We start from the raw sequence: 16906 nt of genomic DNA on the forward strand, positions 1-16906 counted from the left end.
CGCGACTTCGGCAAGTCTCGTACGAAGGCACAGAAGGACATCAGGGACCGGCTGCCGATGCACCGCCGCGCCGGGATGCCCGGGCACAAGAAGAAGCGCGAGGCCCTGCCCACGCTGAACTACACCAAGCGTGGATTCCGGCTGGCGGACGGCCGCCTGTACCTCGCGGGCGGGATCGTGCTGACGGTGGTGCGGTCGCGCGACCTGCCGGCCGACCCGTCGTCGGTGCGCGTGTACCGGGACGTGCTGGGGCACTGGTACTGCTCCCTCGTCGCCCCTGCCGAAGTCCAGCCGCTGCCGGAGACCGGCCACGTGCTCGGCGTGGACTGGGGTGTGAAGGAGACCGCCACCACCACGTCCGGCCTGCATGACCTCCCGCACGCCCAGCACGGGAAGAAGGCACGGCACAAGCTCTCACGGTACGACCGGATGATGGCCCGCCGCAGGCCGAAGAAGGGTCAGCCCGCCTCGAAGGGCTACCGCGAGGCGAGGAAGTGGCGGGCGAAGACCTACGCGAAGATCGCCCGGCAGCGGCAGGACACCGCCCGGAAATGGGCCAAGCGCGTAGTGACCGACCACGACGCCATCGCCGTCGAGGACTTCCGCCCGAAGTTCCTCAGCCGTACCACCATGGCCCGCAAAGCGGCGGACGCCGCCATCGGCGCCACCAAGAAGGCCCTGCTGGAGATGGCCCGCAAGCATGGCCGCATCGTGCACCTGGTCCATCCGGCGCACACCACCATGGACTGCGCAACATGCGGAGCGAGAACCAAGCACGCTCCCCCACTGGCCTTAAAGGCGTGGGGGGACCCCCAGCCACTGTCCGAACGCACCTACACCTGCACCGCATGCGGAACCGTGTCCCCTCGGGACAAGAACTCCGCCCGCGTGATGCTCCTCCGGGCTGGTCTCAACCCGGCTGGTGTCGAGGGTGTAAGACCTCCGGGAGCGCTGCTGCCGGAGGCAGCCTGAGCCAGGAATCCCCGTCCCTTCAGGGAGGGGAGGATTCAAAGCTGGTGCACCCGGGCGGAGCCGTCCACCCAGTGCCAGTTGACCGGGTCGTACTCCTTCTTCCACGCCGTACGCCCCCGGGCGTAGCTCTTCAGGGCCGCCTCCACCGCGGCGGCGAGGTCGTCGAGGTTCTCGGGGACCGGCACGCGCAGCAGCAGGTGCTGCCTGCGGTGGGCGAGGAGGAGTTCACCGGCGGGCGTGGCCTCCAGGAGGGTGAAGTGGGTGAGCGCCTTGTACGGCTTGTCGTCGGTGGACATCCGGGAGCGCAGCCGGCCGTCGGCGCTCCACGCATACAGACCGTGGCGGTTGAGATGGAAGGCCCGTGCGCGGTACGGATCGCCCACCACGGTGAAGCAGAAGCCGGTGAACGGGCTGTCCTCGTACCGGTGGAGCCCCTCCAGACGGCCCCGGACCGCTCCCTGGTCGTCGAGGAGGGCGAAGGTGAAGACCTGGCCCCGGTTGCCGGAGCGGTGGATGCGTCCGAAGACGGGGACGACGAACAGGTCGTCGCCCAGGGCCGCGGGCCGGCCCATCGTGCAGTCGAGATAGTCGTAGGCCCTGTGGGCGTCCTGGGAGACGATCTCGGTCAGCGAGGGCGAGGGGCGGTTGTCGCGGCCCACCGGAGCGCCCTTGAAACGGACATGGGGGTACAGATCGGCGTCGGTCTGGCGGGCGGTGCGCGCGTCATGGGTGGCGAGGGCCCGGAGCGTGGCCTTGGAGCCGGGGGCGAGAGGATCGCCGGGCTCGGAGAGGGCGACGATGTTCGGGTGGGCTCCGGCGAGGTTGCTCAGCCCGTACTCGGACGTCACGCAGAGCAGCCTGCCGGAGGGGGTGACGGATATCGACGCCGCGTAGGGGTCGCCGTTCCGCTCCTTCTCCTCCTCCCAGCCCCAGGGCATCCGCCAGGAGGCCAGGACCCGGCTCAGGTCCGAGGAGATCAGGTAGGTGCTTCCCGGCTTCGCACTCACGGCCACGGTCCCGTCCGGGAGGACCGCCAGCGTCGGCTCGCTCCCCTCCTCGACCGCCGAGGGCGTACCGTCCGGCCTCGACTGCCCGTACAGGGCCACGGCGACGGGCCTTCCGTCGGTGCCGTACCGGGTGATCATCTGACAGGCGAAGTTCTGTTCCCCGGGATCCGTCGCCTCCTCGGCCTCCCACCGGTAGCGCCCCGCACCTGACACCACGTACGTGTCACCGGCCGCCGTGGCCACGGCGTGATGGGCGACGAACCCGCACCCGTCGGAGGCCGGATCGACGCGACGGGAGTCCATCAGGGAGGCGGGCCGGGTCATCGGCACAGTCAGAGTCGACGTCATGATCCCAATCATCCTGCGGGCCACTGACAACGGGCTTCCGACAACGGGCTTCCGACAACGGGCTTCCGACAACGGCGCGTCCTCATCGCTCCATCGCGGCGCGGAGCAGCCGGAAGTCCTCGACGGGCAGTGGCAGCAGTCCGAAGCGCAGGCTGTACCCCCAGTTCCGCTCCCGGGTCAGGACCAGGTCGTGGGTGAGGGTGTGCAGGTCGACGGCGCGCACCTCGGCGAAGTCGACGGCCCGGCGCCAGGGCCGCAGCGTCCCTCTCGCGCCCATGTTCACGACCTCGTCGGCGAGAAAGGGCTCGTCGTCGTCGACGATCCCCAGCGCCGTGAAAGCGCGCAGCTTGGCCTTGTCGCCCATGCGCTCGGTGGGCGAGTAGAAGACGAATCCGTCACCCCGGCGCAGCCGGGCGAGGTTGCGGCGGTCGCCGTGGTTGAGCTGGATCCAGCCGTACCGGCTCGCAAGGCGGGCATGCTCGGCCGACACCACCCCGAGCCAGGCCCGCTCGGGCGGAGCGGCCTCCTTGCCGACGGGTTCTTCGCTCACCAGGGGAACGTCGGTCCGGTGGCTGTTCACGGGGACTCCTCAAGTCGTCGCACGTCGTCCTGACGAGTCCGTATCCTGAGGATCATACCTGACATCCGACGTCATGTATTCGCCGGCGGTGTTCATGGGGCCGGCCGAGTCTCCCCGCGGCGGTTCACCCGTCCCCGTGAGTCCTCGGCTGAACGTTCACATGGGGCAGTTCGCCCGTTCCGGGTTCCTGACCTGCGCGTCTCATCGACGATGGACAGGCCATGACCACCACCACTCCGCGTATCGCCATCGTGCACCCCGGCGATCTCACCGCCGCAGACCTCGCCCGCTGGAACGACCTGCGGACCGCGACCACGACCGCCGCCAACCCGTTCATGAGCGCCCAGTTCAGCCAGGCCGTCGGCCGGGTGCGGCACGACACCCGGGTGGCGGTCCTGCGGCGGGGCGGCCGTACCGTCGGCTACTTCCCGTACCAGAGGGGCCGTTGGGGCTGCGGCAGAGCCGTCGGCCTGGGCGTCTCCGACTGCCAGGGCGCCGTCCTCGACCCCGACCTGCGTCTGGACCCGCACCAGCTGATGCGCGCCTGCGCCCTGAACACCTGGGAGTTCAACCACCTCGAAAGCGGCCAGGACCTCTTCCTCCCCTACGCGACGGGCCAGTTCGCGTCCCCGGTCGTCGATCTCACCCACGGGTTCGAGCACTACGAGCACCATCTGCGCGCCCACGCCCGCGGCTTCCTGAAGACGGCACGGTCCCAGGAACGCCGACTCGCCCGGAACATCGGCCCGGTGCGCTTCGTCCACGACGACCGGAGCCCGGCGGCCCTGCGTGCCCTCATCGCCTGGAAGTCCGCCCAGTACCGCCGCACCGGCCGCAGCGATCCCTTCGCCCGGCCCTGGATCGCCCGGCTCGTGGACAGGCTGTCCGCAACCACGGCCGCGGACTGCTCGGGCACGCTCTCCGTGCTCTACGCGGCCGGCCGCCCCGTCGCCGCCCACTTCGGCCTCCGCTCCCGCACGGTCCTCTCCTGCTGGTTCCCCTCGTACGACCGGGCCCTCGCCACCTACTCGCCGGGCCGCATCCTCTATCTGCGCATGATCGAGGCCGCCGCCGAGTCCGGGATCCGGCTGGTGGACTTCGGCCGGGGCGACGCCCCGTACAAGAACTCGTTCAAGACCGGAGACCTCCTGGTCCACGAGGGAGCCCTGCGTACGGCCGGCCCCGCCGCCGCCCTGCACTGGCTCCGCCACGAGCCCGTGCGCGCCGCACACCATCTGGTACGCACCCACCCCGCCCTGAAGCACGCGGCGGTGAGCGCCCTCAGGACCGTGGGAACGCTGCGTCACGGATGACCGGCGTCGGGTCGTGGCGGGGCGATCTCCGCGCTTCCCGCCCGGTGTGACGTGCCGTCGCCTCGGACGGGGTAGGAAGCCTGCGGTGTTGCGCACGTCTCGGTGCACGGGATCGGGCCACGCTGTCGGGGAGGAGGGGCGTCCATGCCGCGCGAGGACATTCGGCGAGTACGTGAGGCGAACCTGCGGCTCGGTGCGGCGCTGGCCGAGGTCGAGGGGCTCTACGCCGCGATGCTGAGGGCCGGTTCGCCCGCGCGGCGCCGACGGCTGCGGACGGAACTGTCCCGCGCCGCCGGCCGTCTCGCCGAGCTGGCGGCCCCGCCGCCGGACCCGCGGCCGCGGACCGTCGTACGGCGCTCGCGCTGGGGCCGGCGCCGCGCCCTGGCCGAGCGGGGCGCGGCACGGATCATCGCGCGGTACGGGAGAGGCGCGGGCTGAGAGCCTGTGTCATGTCCCCGGGCGGGCGTCAGGTCGGGTCGGTGCAGAGCTTGCCGGTGGGAACGGGCGAGTCGCCGAGCTTCTTCTGGACGTCGTCGAGGGCGTCCAGGAGACGGGTGGGGTCCTTCGTACCGTCGGTCGCGTAGTCGAGGACGGCCCGGTAGAAGGCGGCCGAGACGTCCGGGGTCATCGCGTCGGCGGCGCCGAAGCAGAGCGTGTGGCCGGAGCCGGGCCGGAGCATGCCGGCTATCCGCCGCTGCACGGTGGTGCCGTAGGTGACCTGGCCGTCGGCGGAGAACGCGGCCCCTGCCCCCTGGTTCACCCAGGTCTGCTGGGCCCGGGTTCCCGCGAGGTAGGCGATGAACGTCTCGGCGTCCGGGTTGTCGTCGGTGAACATGCCGACGAAGTCGGCCGAGACCTCCAGCCGGCGGGTCGGGGAGTACGTCGTGAAGTCGTAGCTCTGCCCCTCCTCGAAGCCCATGGCGGACAGCGCGCCGTGCGCGAGGGAGCAGGTGCGGGGCTCCGTGGTCATTCCCGCGGCCGCCTCGCCGAAGTTCCGGACGGCCGCGGCCTCGGCGGCGGTCCCGACGAGGTTCCGCCAGGTGGTCCATGCCTCTTTGAGCGGGCCCGAGTTCCAGCTCAGGCTGCCGGAGAGCCACCGCTCGTAGGCGTCGCCGCCCTGGGCGAGCAGGATGTCGGCGATCCAGTCGGCGCCCGGCCAGCCGGAGGTGGGGCCGGACTCCAGGCCCAGGCACCACTGCCCGGACGTGCGCAGGGAGGCCGGTGACGGCCGCTCGGTCACCGTGGGGTCGAACCAGACGAGGCTCTTGACGTCCACTTTGGCGGGCACCGCGTAGACCTGGCCCCGCACCTCCGCCAGCCCCCGGAACGGCTCCAGATAGGTGCTCGTGGGGACGTTGAGCGGTTGCAGCTTCCTGGCCTTCTCCTCGTCCCTGTCGGCGTACTTGTAGATGGCTCCGACGCTCGGCAGCATGGCGAGGTCCGGCGGCGCCCCGGCCGCGACCGCGGCGTCCAGCTGCTGGGTGAGGGCCCGGGTGACCTGGACGTCCACCTGGATGCCGGTGTCGTCCTCGAAGGACCTGACGAGCGTGTGGAACGCCCGGAACTCGTTGCCGGACCAGGGAATCATGATCGTCACCCTGCCGTGCCCGGGCCCACCGCCGCAGCCGGCCGCGGCGAGGAGCAGCCCCAGGGCGAGGACGCAGCGCGTGATCAGGGCCGTCAGCCTTCTCGGAGCCCGTGTCATGACCGGGGGAACCTGTACTCGGCGAGGCGGGGACGATAGCCCAGGTAGGCGAGCACCCCGGCGGCCGCGAGCAGCCCCAGCGCGAGGGTCGTCGTCATCCAGTGCCCGACCAGCGGATCCCGGCCCAACGCCTGCGCGTCGTACCGGCACAGCACACTCGTGGTGATCCCGACCCCCGCGGTGGCCGCCGGCGCGATCACCAGCCAGGGGCCGGTATGGCGGCGGAAATGACGGGCGATCACCCAGCCGGTCAGGAGGACGCCGAGGAACATGGCGGCCGCCGGTCCGACGAGCAGGGACCAGACGCGGGCGGGGTCGAGCCAGGAGGACCGGCGCTGGAGGTCGAGGGCCCGGCGCTGCATGTCCTCGAGGTCGGTGAGCGACGCGGTGAGACCGCCCGTGCCGGGGATGGGGGCGCCCGTGTCCGGCTCCTTCGCGCGGGGGGCGGTCAGCGCCTGGCGGGCGGAGGTCAGGCCGGCCCGGCCGCTGCGGGCGTAGTCGCGCACCGCTGTGTTGGCCAGCTGCACACAGGTCGTCAGCTGCCCCTGGACGAACTGGAACTGGGCCCGTCCCCGGCTGCCGGCCGCGTTGCCCTCGGCCGCCGAGGTGACGAGGGAGTTCACGCGCGCGGTGTCGTTGGCGAACTCCGTGCCCGTGCTGATCAGGGTGACCTGGCCGGTGCCGGCGGCCTTCGCGAGCGCCTCGTCCGCCGCGGCGACCGTGCCGCGGGCCCGGGCGATCTCCGCGATGGCGTCCTCGGTGCGTCTCGCGGCCGCCAGCTGGTCGCCGGCCTGCGTCGACACCAGCAGGAACATCAGTGCCGTGGCCGGCACCATGGCGATCACGCCCGCTCTGAGCCACCGCAGCAGCCTCACCGGGTGGATCGCGCGGGCGCGGGCTCTCCAGCGGTTCGCCGTCCCCCGAGGGGACGGGCCGGGCCCGACGGCCGTGGCGCTCACGAGGCGTCCTCCGGCGCGTCGCCCGGCGCCGCGTCGCCGAAGCGGCCGCCGCACTCCTCGCAGAACCTCGCGGAGGGGGCCGAAGTCGTCGCACCGCACCGCGGGCAGCTGCGCGTGGACGTGCCCTCGGCGGGCGGGAGTTCGGCCGCGTCGGCCGGCGGGGCCGTCGTCCTGGTCGACCGGAGTCCGAGTCGCTGCATCTCCCCGCGTGCGGCGTCGCGGCGCACCTGTGGCCTGCCGTCCGGGCCGGTGACCGACACCGAGCGCAGCAACCGCATGCGCGCGGTGTCCCGGAGGTCCTCGGCGAGTCCCATCGCGGTGCGCAGCTCCCGGTCCGCGCGTGCGAAGTCGCCCCGCTGCTGGGCGTCGGCGCAGGCCCGCATCGCCATGCCCAGCTCGTGCTCGTTCTCGACCCGGGTGAGATCGGCCGACGGCGGGATCCCGAACCCGGGTGTCGACCGCCGTCGTACGACCATGGCCCGGGGCTCGGCGCACGGCACGCGGGTGCCGTCGCCCTGTTCGGTGTGCAGGGTGATGCGGGCGGCGCGCAGGTCCTCGTCGACGGTCAGTGTGCCGGGGTCGAAGCGCAGTGACACCTGGTACTGGCGGGTCTCCGGCGGCCACGCGCCGAGCGGGACGTGCAACTCGCCGTCGGCGTGCGGGCGGGCCGTCAGTTCGGCCTCCACGGGGCGGGTCTGGCGTACGAAGCCCAGCCGGAACCGGTGGTTGAGGCGCAGGCCCAGGTAGACGCGGGCCACGACGATGTGCTGGGCCTGCCGCATGATGCGGGTGAAGTCCTCGGTGAGGTCGGAGACGGTGACGACAGCCTCGGCGCTGCCGTGCAGTGCCTGGGTGATCCGCAGCAGTTCGGCGTAGTTCCAGTCCTCGCCGAGTCCCCGCGCGTCGCACACGAACCGGTCGGTGCAGGCCGCGAGCACGGCGTCCAGCTGCTCGGGCGTCTCGTGCTCGTCCTTGCCGTCCGTGTAGAGCACCGCGTGGCGCACCGTGCCCGGGGAGGCCGCCGCCGCGAACAGCCGGTCGGCGCAGGCCAGCCACTGCCCGATCGCCGTTCCGCCCTCGGCGAGCTGGGCGGCGATCCGGCGCTTGGCCTCCTGTCTGGCCGCGGCGTCGACGGTGGCGAGGCCGCCCGTGGCCGGGTAGACGACGTTCGCCTTGTGGTTGCCCGCGACGACCCCCAGGAGGGTTCCGTCGCGCAGGGTGTCGACGGCCGCGCACATCGCGCGTTTCGCCTCGTCCAGCTTGCCGCGCCCGGCCATGGACAGTGACTTGTCCATGATGAGGATCTCGGCCGTCGGCGTGCTGGGCGGTGGCTGGGCGGTGGGGTGTGCCCTGACGGTGACGAGGGCGTCCGCGCGTGTCTCGTCGTAGGCCAGGTCGGACGGTGCGTCCACGTCGACTTCGAAACTGAGCCCCGTTAAGGGCGGCCTGTCCCCCACCGGCATCACCCGACTGCGTCCCGTGTGTCGCTGCGTGTCCTCTGCGTGTCCTCTGCGTAGCGGACTAGGAGCGTAGCGTGTCGGGCGTTGCCGCGAAACGGGAATGACCGGTTCGGCTGCGACGCCGTGGCCACCTCCACTCCAGCACCGGGCGCAGCCGGTTCGCCAGGTCCACCAGTGCCACGTACTGGTGCTCGGTGGAGGCGTGCGCGCCGAGCTCCCGGACCGCTTCGGACAGCCTCAGCCGGTCGTGGGTGCGCAGGAATTCGGCGTACTGGATCTCGGCGCGCAGGGCGGTGGTCACGGCGTCGTCCGTGTGGAGGCCGTCGAGCGCCGCACGGGACCCGGCCAGGTGCTCCTCCGTCGGCGCGGTGTCGGGCGACGGCGCGAGGGGGGTGATGAGCAGGCGTACGACCGCGACGCCCGCCTCGCGCTCGTAGCGGAACTCCTGGGTCAGCCGCTCGGCGGTGGCCACCGCTTCCGCGCGCCGGCCGGCCGTCAGGTGCACGCGGGCCAGCCCGAAGCCGGCCGCGCCGAGCGCGGGGGTGGTGTCGAAGACCGTGCCGTAGTGGGAGCGGGCGACCTCCTGGTCGCCCTGGATCTCGGCGCACAGGCCGAGCGCGAGCTGCGGGATCAGTTCGCCCGGCAGGCTCCGGCGGACCTCGGTGAGGTGGCCGACGGCTCTGGGCACGTCGTCGCGGGCCAGCGCGAGGAGACCGGAGTACCAGGAGTGCAGCCAGTGCCAGTCGGGCAGGCCCGCCCGGGCGAGCGCCCGGGTGGCCAGGGGCACGTCGTCGCGGCGCAGGGCGAGCCTGCTCTCGGCCAGCGCGTTGCCGGCCGTGTCGCCGATACGGGGATCGTCCGGATCGGAGAGCGGGGTCGGGAGCGCCGCAGCGACCTCCCGTGGACCGGGACAGGCGAACGGTGCGGGCATCGTCAGCAGCGCGTCCCCGGCCACCGCCGCCCGGACCCAGTGGTCGAGCGGGCGGGCCGCGCCCAGTCCGCCGTGCAGCGGTTCGGTCATCGGGCCGAACAGCGCCGACGGACGGGTCACCTGACGGCGGGTCGGCGGCGCCGCCACGATCTGCCGGATCACCCCGCTGAGCTGTTCCCCGAACTGCCGGGCCGAGACGAACCGCCGCCGGGGCACCACGGTGTCCGTGGCGCGTTCGAGGAGCAGCATGAGCGAGTCGACACCGGGTGCCGCACGGTCGGTGCCGTAGGTGGCACACACCTCTTCCAGGGTTCTGCCGAGTCCGTACAGGTCGAAGCCGGCGCCGGGCGCGAGGTGTTCGGGATCGTCCTCCGGGGGCGCGTACGCCTCGGTGTACGCCACGACCGGTCCGGCCTCCTCCTGGGAGCGCACCGCCCCGAAGTCGATGAGGCGCACCCGGTCGAGCGGCCGGGCGGAGCCCGCGGATCCCTCCTCCCTGAACCGGATGATGTTCAGGGGTTTGACGTCGCAGTGCAACAGGCCTCTGGCGTGCAGGTAGTCGAGCGCCTGGAGGATGCGCAGGCCGTGCGCGAGCAGGATCTCCAGCCGGTCGCTCTCCCGTGCGCACAGGGGGGCTCCCGGGACGTACTCGAGCACCAGGTGCGGGCCTTCCGGTTCGTAGCCGAGGATGCGGACGATGCTGTCGTGCCTCAGGCCCACCAGGACGTCCCGCTCGTGCTCGGCCGTCCTGGCCACGGACCTGCGCAGGGCCTTGAGGACGACCCGTGTCTCGAGGTTCCGGTCGTGGACGAGGTACGCCGTCCCGTACGCCCCCGAGTCGAGGAGGCGCTCGACGTCGTAGCGGCCGGCGATGGTGAGGCCCTGGGGCTCGGCGAAGTCGAAGCGGGTGCCGCAGCGGGCGCAGAACCCGGTGGTCCGGCCCGGCTCGCCGTTCTGGCCCCTGCCGACCGGTCGGGCGCACACGGGGTTCAGGCAGAAGCGGTGCTCCTCGGCGAGGGGGCCGGCCGTGGGAGGCCGTTCGTCCGGGGGGTCGGGCGCGTGGTCGGAGTCGACGAGGCCGAGGCCGTACCAGGGGTCGGGGCGTACCTGCGCCACGCCGACGCCGGCCCCCGGTGCGGGGCCGGCCGCGGCGGTCCGGGGCACGGAACGTTCCTGCGGCGGTGGCAACGGCAGCGGCAGCGGTTGCCGGTCGCATTCCGGGCAGAACCCCTGCTCGTCGATCTCGACCGGACCGCAGTCGGGGCGGTTGCACCTCGGCACGGCGTCACCCTCCTTCGATCCTGCGGTTGACCTCGTCGGTGTACTGCCTGACGAGCGTGCGGGCGGCCGTGAGGTCGATCGGGACGGTCTGCAGCGCCCGGGCGGCGGGGGCGTGGAGCTCGGCGAGCCGCCGGTCCTCGTCGCCGAAGAACCGTGCGGCGCGTACGCGGTGGAGTTCCAGGCTGGTGGTGAGGTCGTCGTGGTTCTCGACGAGCCGCCGCAGGGCGCGGTCGAACCGGGCGACCTCGGTCCGGGCCGCCGCGGCGCGGTCGTGAACCGCGCTGAGTTCGGGGTTCGGTTCCGTGGTCCGGGCCACGGCGAGGCGGACCCGCAGCCGGGGCGCGACGCTGTGCGGCAACCGTGGTGCGGCGAAGAACTTCTCGCCCCACTGGGTGCGCAGCCGGGCCGCGGCCTCCTCCTCGGCGGCGAGTTGCCCGACGACCGTCTGGACCTCCGCGGAGCTCACGCGTCTGAAGGCGGACCCGCCGACCGGTGCGGGGTCGAGGGTCACGTCATGGGCGAGGTCGGCGGGTGGCCGGTCCTCGAAACCGAGGACGAGGCGCAGGCCCCGTGAGCGGGCGTGGCGGGCCAGCGGCTCCAGCAGGTCCCGCAGGAGTGCGCCGGGGTCGGCGGCACGGTCGACACGGCCCACCACCAGGCAGGCGGGCGGGCGGCGGCGCACCAGCCGGCGCACCGCCTCACGGTCGTTCGCGGCGCGGAGCCCGAACCGGCCCAGCAGATAGTCGCGGACCTCGGCGACCGATCGGCCGCAGGCGTCGTAGGCCGCGTCGATGGACCCGATCCCCAGGACGGTGTCCCGGGGGGCGCCGGTCAGCTCGGCGTCGGTCACGGTCGCCCGGGCGGCGGGATCGGCGGTGCGCACGAGACGCACCAGCCATGAGGAGCCCGCGCCGACCGAGGCGTCCGTGCCGACGACGACGGTGCCGCACCAGTCGCCGTCGAGGAGCCGGGCGAGTTCCTGGGTGAGGGCGAGCCGCAGCGGATCGCCCAGCACGTCCCTGGGCAACTCGGCGCCGGACGGTCCCAGTTCGTCGGCGCGGTGCCCGCCGGTGAACCCGTCGATGTCCGGCAGGTAGGTCAGCAGAGTCTCGGTCGGCAGGATCCAGGCCGCCCTGGCGTCGCCGTTGACGTGGTCGGCGACCACGATGCCGATGACGCTCCCCCGGTGTTCGCCGTCGAGCGCCACCACTCCGGCGCCCGAATAGCCGGGCTCGATCCACGGGTCGCCGGCGCGTATCCGCCGGAGCAGCCCCCATTCGCCCTGGCGCCCGCCGGATCCCGCCAGCTCCGCCTCCGTCCAGATGCCGTACGGCTCGGCCTGCGGGAAGCCGTACATCCGCACCCTGCCGCCGGATATGGGCGCCTTCCACAGCGTGGTCCTGGTGCCGCAGTCGACGGGGGTGTCGAGGGCGAGCAGCGCCACGTCGCCGCGCCGGGTGCCGTTCGCGTACACCCACGTTCCGGGGACCACACGCGCGCCGCGCGTCCATTCCGGACCGCACGCCACGCTCTTGATCCGCACCCCGTCGGCGACGCCCTGCGGCTGCGCCCCGGCCTGCCGGACGACATGCGCACAGGTCAGCACATGCCGGTCGTCGAGCAGCACCCCGGCACCGCAGGGATGTCCCCGCTCGTCGTCCACCCTCACCCGCCACGGATTCTCGCTGTGGTGATGCAGCGCCATGCCTCCACAGTATGGCAACTTCCGTCCCATGCGCCCGACTTGTAGCCGAGGACGTGCGGTTCTCCCTCGGGCGGCACGCACACCGCTCATGTTCCGTGACGGGAATCCGAATCGTCCGTGTACGGTCGGCGACTCCTCCGAAAGAGCGCGCGAACTCTGGACACGCCTGTGGTAACCAGCGGTAACTTCCGTCATATTCAAGTTCGCAACCGCTTTCCCCCCCAGGAGACACTCCCCATGCGCAGACTCCTCGCCTGCCTGGCGGCGACGGCCGCCGTTCTCGGTGGGCTCGCCGTGGCCGCTCCGCCGGCCGCGGCCGCCGACTCGGGCACCTTCAGCGTCCTCAGCTACAACGTGGCGGGACTGCCCGAGGCCATCTCCAGCGCGCCGACGCCGCGCGAGTCCAGCACGACCACCATCGGCGAGCGGATCGCGCCGTACGACATCGTCCACGCGCAGGAGGACTTCAACTACCACGCCTACCTGTACGCGGCGGACACCGCGCACGCCTACCGCACCCCCACCAGCGGCGGCGCCGGCATCGGCAGCGGGCTCAACACGCTGTCGAAGGTCCCCTACGACGAGGACGACTTCGAGCGGGTGGGCTGGGACACCTGCACGTACGGCTCGGGGGACTGCCTGACCCCCAAGGGCTTCACCTTCATGCGGGAGCGCCTCGCCGAGGGGGTGTACGTCGACTTCTACAACCTGCACACCAACGCGGGCACCAACGACGACGACCTGGCGGCCCGCGCCGACAACCTCAGCCAGCTCACCGAGTTCATCTCGACCCACTCGGCCGGGAACGCGGTCGTGGTCATGGGCGACACCAACACGCGCTACACCCGCGCCGGCGACACCATCGCCGAGTTCGCCGCCGCCAACGGCCTCACGGACCCCTGGGTCCAGCTGATCCGCGGCGGCTCCGCGCCCGCCAAGGGCAGTGACGCGCTGGTCTGCGACCAGTCGGGGGCCACGGTCCCCAACACCTGCGAGGTCGTCGACAAGATCCTCTACCGGGGCAGCAAACTCGTCTCGCTGAACGCCACGTCGTACAACAACGAGCACGCCAAGTTCCTCACCAGCGACGGGCTGATGCTCTCCGACCACGACCCGATCACCGCCGGGTTCACCTGGTCGCGCAACTCCGCCTTCCAGCTCAGCGACCAGTTCGGCGGCCCGCACGGCGACTACTACAACGACATCGACAGCGTTCCGGCCGGCGCCCGTGCCTCCACCATCGCGCTGCGGGCGGGCTCGCGCGTCGACCGGCTGAGCGTGACCCTGTCCAACGGCACCACCCTCGCCCACGGCGGGACCGGCGGCACCGCGTCCTCGCTGACGCTCGGCAGCGGCGAGTACGTGACGACGGCCTACCTGTGCCAGGCCCAGAAGGACGGCCACACGCGGATCTTCTACGCCAAGTTCACGACGAACCTCGGCCGCACCCTGGCCGGCGGCACCACGACCTCCGACTGCGTGACGCGCACCGCCCCGAGCGGCTGGCAGATCGCCGGATTCCACGGCCGCTCCGGCGACGAGGTCGACAAGGTCGGCTTCATCTACACCCAGCGCTGACCCACCACACGGGGCCGTGGGGAATCCCCCACGGCCCCCCGGAAAATTAGGGTAGGCTAAGCTAACGAAATCTTGGGTTCAGATCCGTGCGGCACGCCGCCAGGGGAGGGATTCGCCCATGGGTTCGCCGAGCACCGACTTGGTCGTCGTCAAGTACGGCGGCAACGCCATGGTGGACGGCGACCTCCAACTGGCCTTCGCCCGGGATGTCGTGGAGCTCTGGCACGCGGGCCTGCGCCCGGTCGTCGTCCACGGCGGGGGCCCGCAGATCAGCGCGATGCTCGACCGTCTCGGCCTGGAGAGCCGCTTCGAGGCGGGCCTCAGGGTCACCACCCCCGAGACCATGGACGTGGTGCGCATGGTGCTGACGGGCAGGGTCCAGCGGGACCTGGTCGGGCACATCAACGCCCACGGACCCTTCGCCGTGGGCCTCACGGGCGAGGACGCGCACACGATGACCGCCGTGCGCCGGGCGGCCCGGGTGGACGGCCGTCCGGTGGACATCGGTCTGGTCGGCGACATCGTCGACGTGAACCCGGGCGCGGTGCGGGCGCTCCTGGAGCAGGGACACATCCCCGTGGTCTCCCCCGTGGCACGCGGCGAGGACGGACAGGTCTACAACATCAACGCGGACCTCGCCGCGTCGGCGCTGGCCGCGGCCCTCGGCGCCGCCCGTCTGGTGGTGCTCACCGATGTGGCGGGGCTGTACGCCGACTGGCCGCACGGCACCGAGGTGATCGAGTGCCTGACGGCCGATCAACTGGAAGCTTTGTTACCTGAGTTGGCGACCGGGATGCTGCCGAAGATGGAGGGCTGCCTGCGGGCCGTCCGGGCCGGCGTGCACAGGGCTCAGGTGCTCGACGGCCGGGTGCCGCACGCGCTGCTGCGGGGCGTCCTCGGCGAGGAGAGGACCGGAACGACCGTGGTTCCGAACGACGGTCCGCAGCCGGCGGGCGGGTGAGCCCGCGAGGACGCAGGACGGCGGGAGCCCGCCCGGATACGTCTACAGCTCCCGGGCGAGGACGCGCGCGTTGCGCCGCGGGTCCAGCGACCTCACCCATTCGGCAGGCGCCGGACGCGGGCTCGTCGGCGTGAACCCGTGGCGCAGGAAGAGGCCGCCACCACCGGTCGTCGCCGTGAACAGGGCGCCCAGCGACAGCGCGCGGGCGGTGGCCAGGGCCGCCCGCAGAAGGCGCGCTCCGGTTCCGCCTCCCTGCAGGTGCCGGGCCACGCAGAAGTTGTACAGCACGCCCGCCGGGCCGCGGTCGTCGTCCGGGTGGACCCGCAGGCCCAGACATCCCACAAGGGTGCCGTCGAGGGCCTCCACCACCAGGAAGTCGGCCGCGTGGGCCACGTACAGCGAAAGGGGCCGCTCGCGCAGCGCCCCCGAGCGCACGAACGGACGCGACAGGACGGCGAGGGCGGGGGCGTCCTCGCGGCACGCGGTGCGTACGAGCGGTGTCGCAGGTGCCGCCGACGGGAGCGCGTGCGTCAGGACGGAGTGCGGCGGAGCCGTGGTCAAGGCCTGGCGCCCTCACGCGTCCATGGACGTGGCGAGGGACCGGGGCCGCAGGTCGGTCCAGTGCGCCTCGATGTACTCCAGGCACGCGTCCCGGGTGTTCTCGTCGAAGACGGTCGTCCACCCTCCGGGCACCTCGGCGAAGGACGGCCAGAGCGAGTGCTGGCCCTCGTCGTTCACCAGGACCAGGAAACGGCCTTCGGCGTCGTCGAAGGGGTTGGTGCTCATGCTGAGTGCCTCCCACAAAGGTCAAGATTAGGTTAGCCTCGCCTAATCAGAATTGAGCCTAGCCTCTCCCCTCCCCTCTCACAAGGAGACGTCCATGCGGGGTCTCGCGGCCGAAATGACAGACGGGTTCGCCGAGTTCGGGCTGTCCGGCACACCCGGCACCGACGGGTTCTGGGCGGCGGCGAAGACCCCCGCGTCGATCCCCTCGGGCGACGGCGGCTGGCTGACGCTGTTCCTGTGGCGCGGATCCGAGGCGAGCGTCGGCTTCGAGAGCTGGTCGGAGCCGGTGCCGCTGTGCCGGTGGGGCGACTCGGACTGCTGGTACGCACAGGTGCCCATGCCCGCGCGGCTGCGGGTGACCTACCAGTTCCTCGCGGGGGACGCGGCGTACGCCGACCCGTTGAACCCGGTCGGCGCGGGCGGTGACCGGTCCATCGCCGCCACGCCGGACGCCCCGCCCCAGCCGCACTGGCCCGCCGTCGGTGCCGACGCCGTCCTGCCCGTGCCGCTCACCAGGATCCGCTGGGCCAGTGCACGGCTCGGCGGACGGCGTACCGTCCGGGTCCACCCGGCGGGCGGCGGCGGACCGGTCGTCCTGCTCCTCGACGGGGACGACTGGCTGTATCTGCACCCGGCCATGACCGCGTTCGACTCGGCCGTCGCCAGTGGCGAGATGCCCCCCGTCACCCTCGTCTTCCTCCCGGCCCGGGACAGGGCGGCCGAGTTCGTGTGCCGGCCCGAGCTGTGGGAGGCGGTCCGCGACGAACTGCTGCCGCTGGTCGCGGAGTCCGGCGTACCCGCCGACCTGGAGCGGCTGGTGGTCGCCGGGCAGAGCCTCGGCGGGCTGAGCGCCCTGTACGCGGCACTGGAGTTCCCGGAGCTGGTGTCCCGCGTCGCCTGCCAGTCGGGGTCGTTCTGGTGGACGCCCGACGCCATGGACCTCACCGACCCGTTGGGAGGACCGGTCGGCGGCGTCGTCGCCGAACGCCTGCGCGAGCGGCCCGACCTGTCCGGCCTGCGGATCGCGTTCGACGTCGGGGAACACGAGACGCGGATGCTGCCCCACTGCGAGCTGACCGAGACGCTGACCGAACAGGCCGGCGCCACCGTGCGGGTGTCAAGGTCGGCTTCCGACCACGACCGCGCGGGGTGGCGGCACGCCCTGCTCAGGGATGTCGCGTGGACGCTGGCGCTCGGCCGGCTCAGCTAGGAGGAGCGTGGTCATCTGCGGGCCGGTGGGGGCCGGTCGCTCCCCACTCTCGGCTTCGCTCGGGCGGGGGGGACCCCATCGCGGCGGAGCCGCGGATCGGCACAGCCCCG

At 72.5% G+C, this 16906-nt stretch carries 15 protein-coding genes; 6 read left to right on the forward strand and 9 right to left on the reverse strand.

Annotated elements, in window-relative coordinates; genetic code table 11:
• A partial coding sequence (locus tag ACLZN2_RS43795; RefSeq protein ID WP_416985382.1) for an RNA-guided endonuclease InsQ/TnpB family protein occupies nucleotides 1–972 on the forward strand: 972 nt, incomplete at its 5' end.
• A gap of 35 nt (nucleotides 973–1007) precedes the next feature.
• Here ACLZN2_RS43795 and ACLZN2_RS43800 read toward each other — a convergent pair.
• Both ACLZN2_RS43800 and ACLZN2_RS43805 read right to left on the reverse strand, forming a co-directional pair.
• Nucleotides 1008–2327 carry a hypothetical protein gene (locus ACLZN2_RS43800; RefSeq protein ID WP_416985383.1) on the reverse strand — a complete coding sequence of 440 codons (1320 nt, stop codon included), beginning with the start codon at nucleotides 2325–2327 and terminating at the stop codon, nucleotides 1008–1010.
• Nucleotides 2328–2409: 82 nt separating this feature from the next.
• Nucleotides 2410–2907, reverse strand: coding sequence for an EVE domain-containing protein (locus ACLZN2_RS43805; protein WP_416985384.1), 498 nt, complete (start codon nucleotides 2905–2907; stop codon nucleotides 2410–2412).
• Between the two features lie 221 nt (nucleotides 2908–3128).
• Between ACLZN2_RS43805 and ACLZN2_RS43810 the strand changes: the two genes are divergently transcribed.
• Both ACLZN2_RS43810 and ACLZN2_RS43815 read left to right on the forward strand, forming a co-directional pair.
• Nucleotides 3129–4220, forward strand: coding sequence for a GNAT family N-acetyltransferase (locus ACLZN2_RS43810; protein WP_416985385.1), 1092 nt, complete (start codon nucleotides 3129–3131; stop codon nucleotides 4218–4220).
• A 144-nt stretch (nucleotides 4221–4364) separates the two neighbouring features.
• Nucleotides 4365–4658, forward strand: coding sequence for a hypothetical protein (locus ACLZN2_RS43815; RefSeq protein ID WP_416985386.1), 294 nt, complete (start codon nucleotides 4365–4367; stop codon nucleotides 4656–4658).
• Between the two features lie 28 nt (nucleotides 4659–4686).
• Here ACLZN2_RS43815 and ACLZN2_RS43820 read toward each other — a convergent pair whose 3' ends face one another.
• From ACLZN2_RS43820 to ACLZN2_RS43840, 5 genes are all read right to left on the reverse strand, one after another.
• Nucleotides 4687–5925, reverse strand: coding sequence for an extracellular solute-binding protein (locus tag ACLZN2_RS43820; protein ID WP_416985387.1), 1239 nt, complete (start codon nucleotides 5923–5925; stop codon nucleotides 4687–4689).
• The gene (locus ACLZN2_RS43825; protein ID WP_416985388.1) at nucleotides 5922–6884 is read right to left on the reverse strand and encodes a hypothetical protein; all 963 of its coding nucleotides are present in this window, start codon (nucleotides 6882–6884) and stop codon (nucleotides 5922–5924) included. The genes ACLZN2_RS43820 and ACLZN2_RS43825 overlap by 4 nt, the downstream gene beginning before the upstream one ends.
• Nucleotides 6881–8296, reverse strand: coding sequence for a vWA domain-containing protein (locus tag ACLZN2_RS43830; protein WP_416985389.1), 1416 nt, complete (start codon nucleotides 8294–8296; stop codon nucleotides 6881–6883). Before ACLZN2_RS43830 ends, ACLZN2_RS43825 begins: the two co-directional genes overlap by 4 nt.
• Nucleotides 8297–8405: 109 nt before the next feature.
• Nucleotides 8406–10556 carry a tetratricopeptide repeat protein gene (locus ACLZN2_RS43835; RefSeq protein ID WP_416985390.1) on the reverse strand — a complete coding sequence of 717 codons (2151 nt, stop codon included), beginning with the start codon at nucleotides 10554–10556 and terminating at the stop codon, nucleotides 8406–8408.
• A gap of 4 nt (nucleotides 10557–10560) precedes the next feature.
• Nucleotides 10561–12261, reverse strand: coding sequence for a S1 family peptidase (locus ACLZN2_RS43840; protein ID WP_416985391.1), 1701 nt, complete (start codon nucleotides 12259–12261; stop codon nucleotides 10561–10563).
• Nucleotides 12262–12498: 237 nt separating this feature from the next.
• Between ACLZN2_RS43840 and ACLZN2_RS43845 the strand changes: the two genes are divergently transcribed.
• Nucleotides 12499–13839: a jacalin-like lectin gene (locus tag ACLZN2_RS43845; RefSeq protein WP_416985392.1), complete on the forward strand. Its 1341-nt coding sequence runs from the start codon at nucleotides 12499–12501 to the stop codon at nucleotides 13837–13839.
• A gap of 118 nt (nucleotides 13840–13957) precedes the next feature.
• Nucleotides 13958–14800, forward strand: coding sequence for an acetylglutamate kinase (gene argB / locus ACLZN2_RS43850; RefSeq protein ID WP_416985393.1), 843 nt, complete (start codon nucleotides 13958–13960; stop codon nucleotides 14798–14800).
• Nucleotides 14801–14842: 42 nt separating this feature from the next.
• On the opposite strand, the gene ACLZN2_RS43855 is transcribed toward argB, so the two are convergent.
• Both ACLZN2_RS43855 and ACLZN2_RS43860 read right to left on the reverse strand, forming a co-directional pair.
• Nucleotides 14843–15361: a GNAT family N-acetyltransferase gene (locus tag ACLZN2_RS43855; RefSeq protein ID WP_416985394.1), complete on the reverse strand. Its 519-nt coding sequence runs from the start codon at nucleotides 15359–15361 to the stop codon at nucleotides 14843–14845.
• A 12-nt stretch (nucleotides 15362–15373) separates the two neighbouring features.
• Complete coding sequence (locus tag ACLZN2_RS43860) at nucleotides 15374–15586, reverse strand: MbtH family protein (protein ID WP_416985395.1); 213 nt, start codon at nucleotides 15584–15586, stop codon at nucleotides 15374–15376.
• Between the two features lie 94 nt (nucleotides 15587–15680).
• Here ACLZN2_RS43860 and ACLZN2_RS43865 point away from each other — a divergent pair, with 94 nt between their 5' ends.
• Nucleotides 15681–16796 (forward strand): alpha/beta hydrolase-fold protein, encoded by a 1116-nt coding sequence (locus tag ACLZN2_RS43865; RefSeq protein ID WP_416985396.1) that lies wholly within the window; start codon nucleotides 15681–15683, stop codon nucleotides 16794–16796.
• Nucleotides 16797–16906: the final 110 nt, after the last annotated feature.

The sequence above is a fragment of the Streptomyces sp. T028 genome (genome assembly GCF_048159505.1).
Taxonomy (GTDB): domain Bacteria; phylum Actinomycetota; class Actinomycetes; order Streptomycetales; family Streptomycetaceae; genus Streptomyces.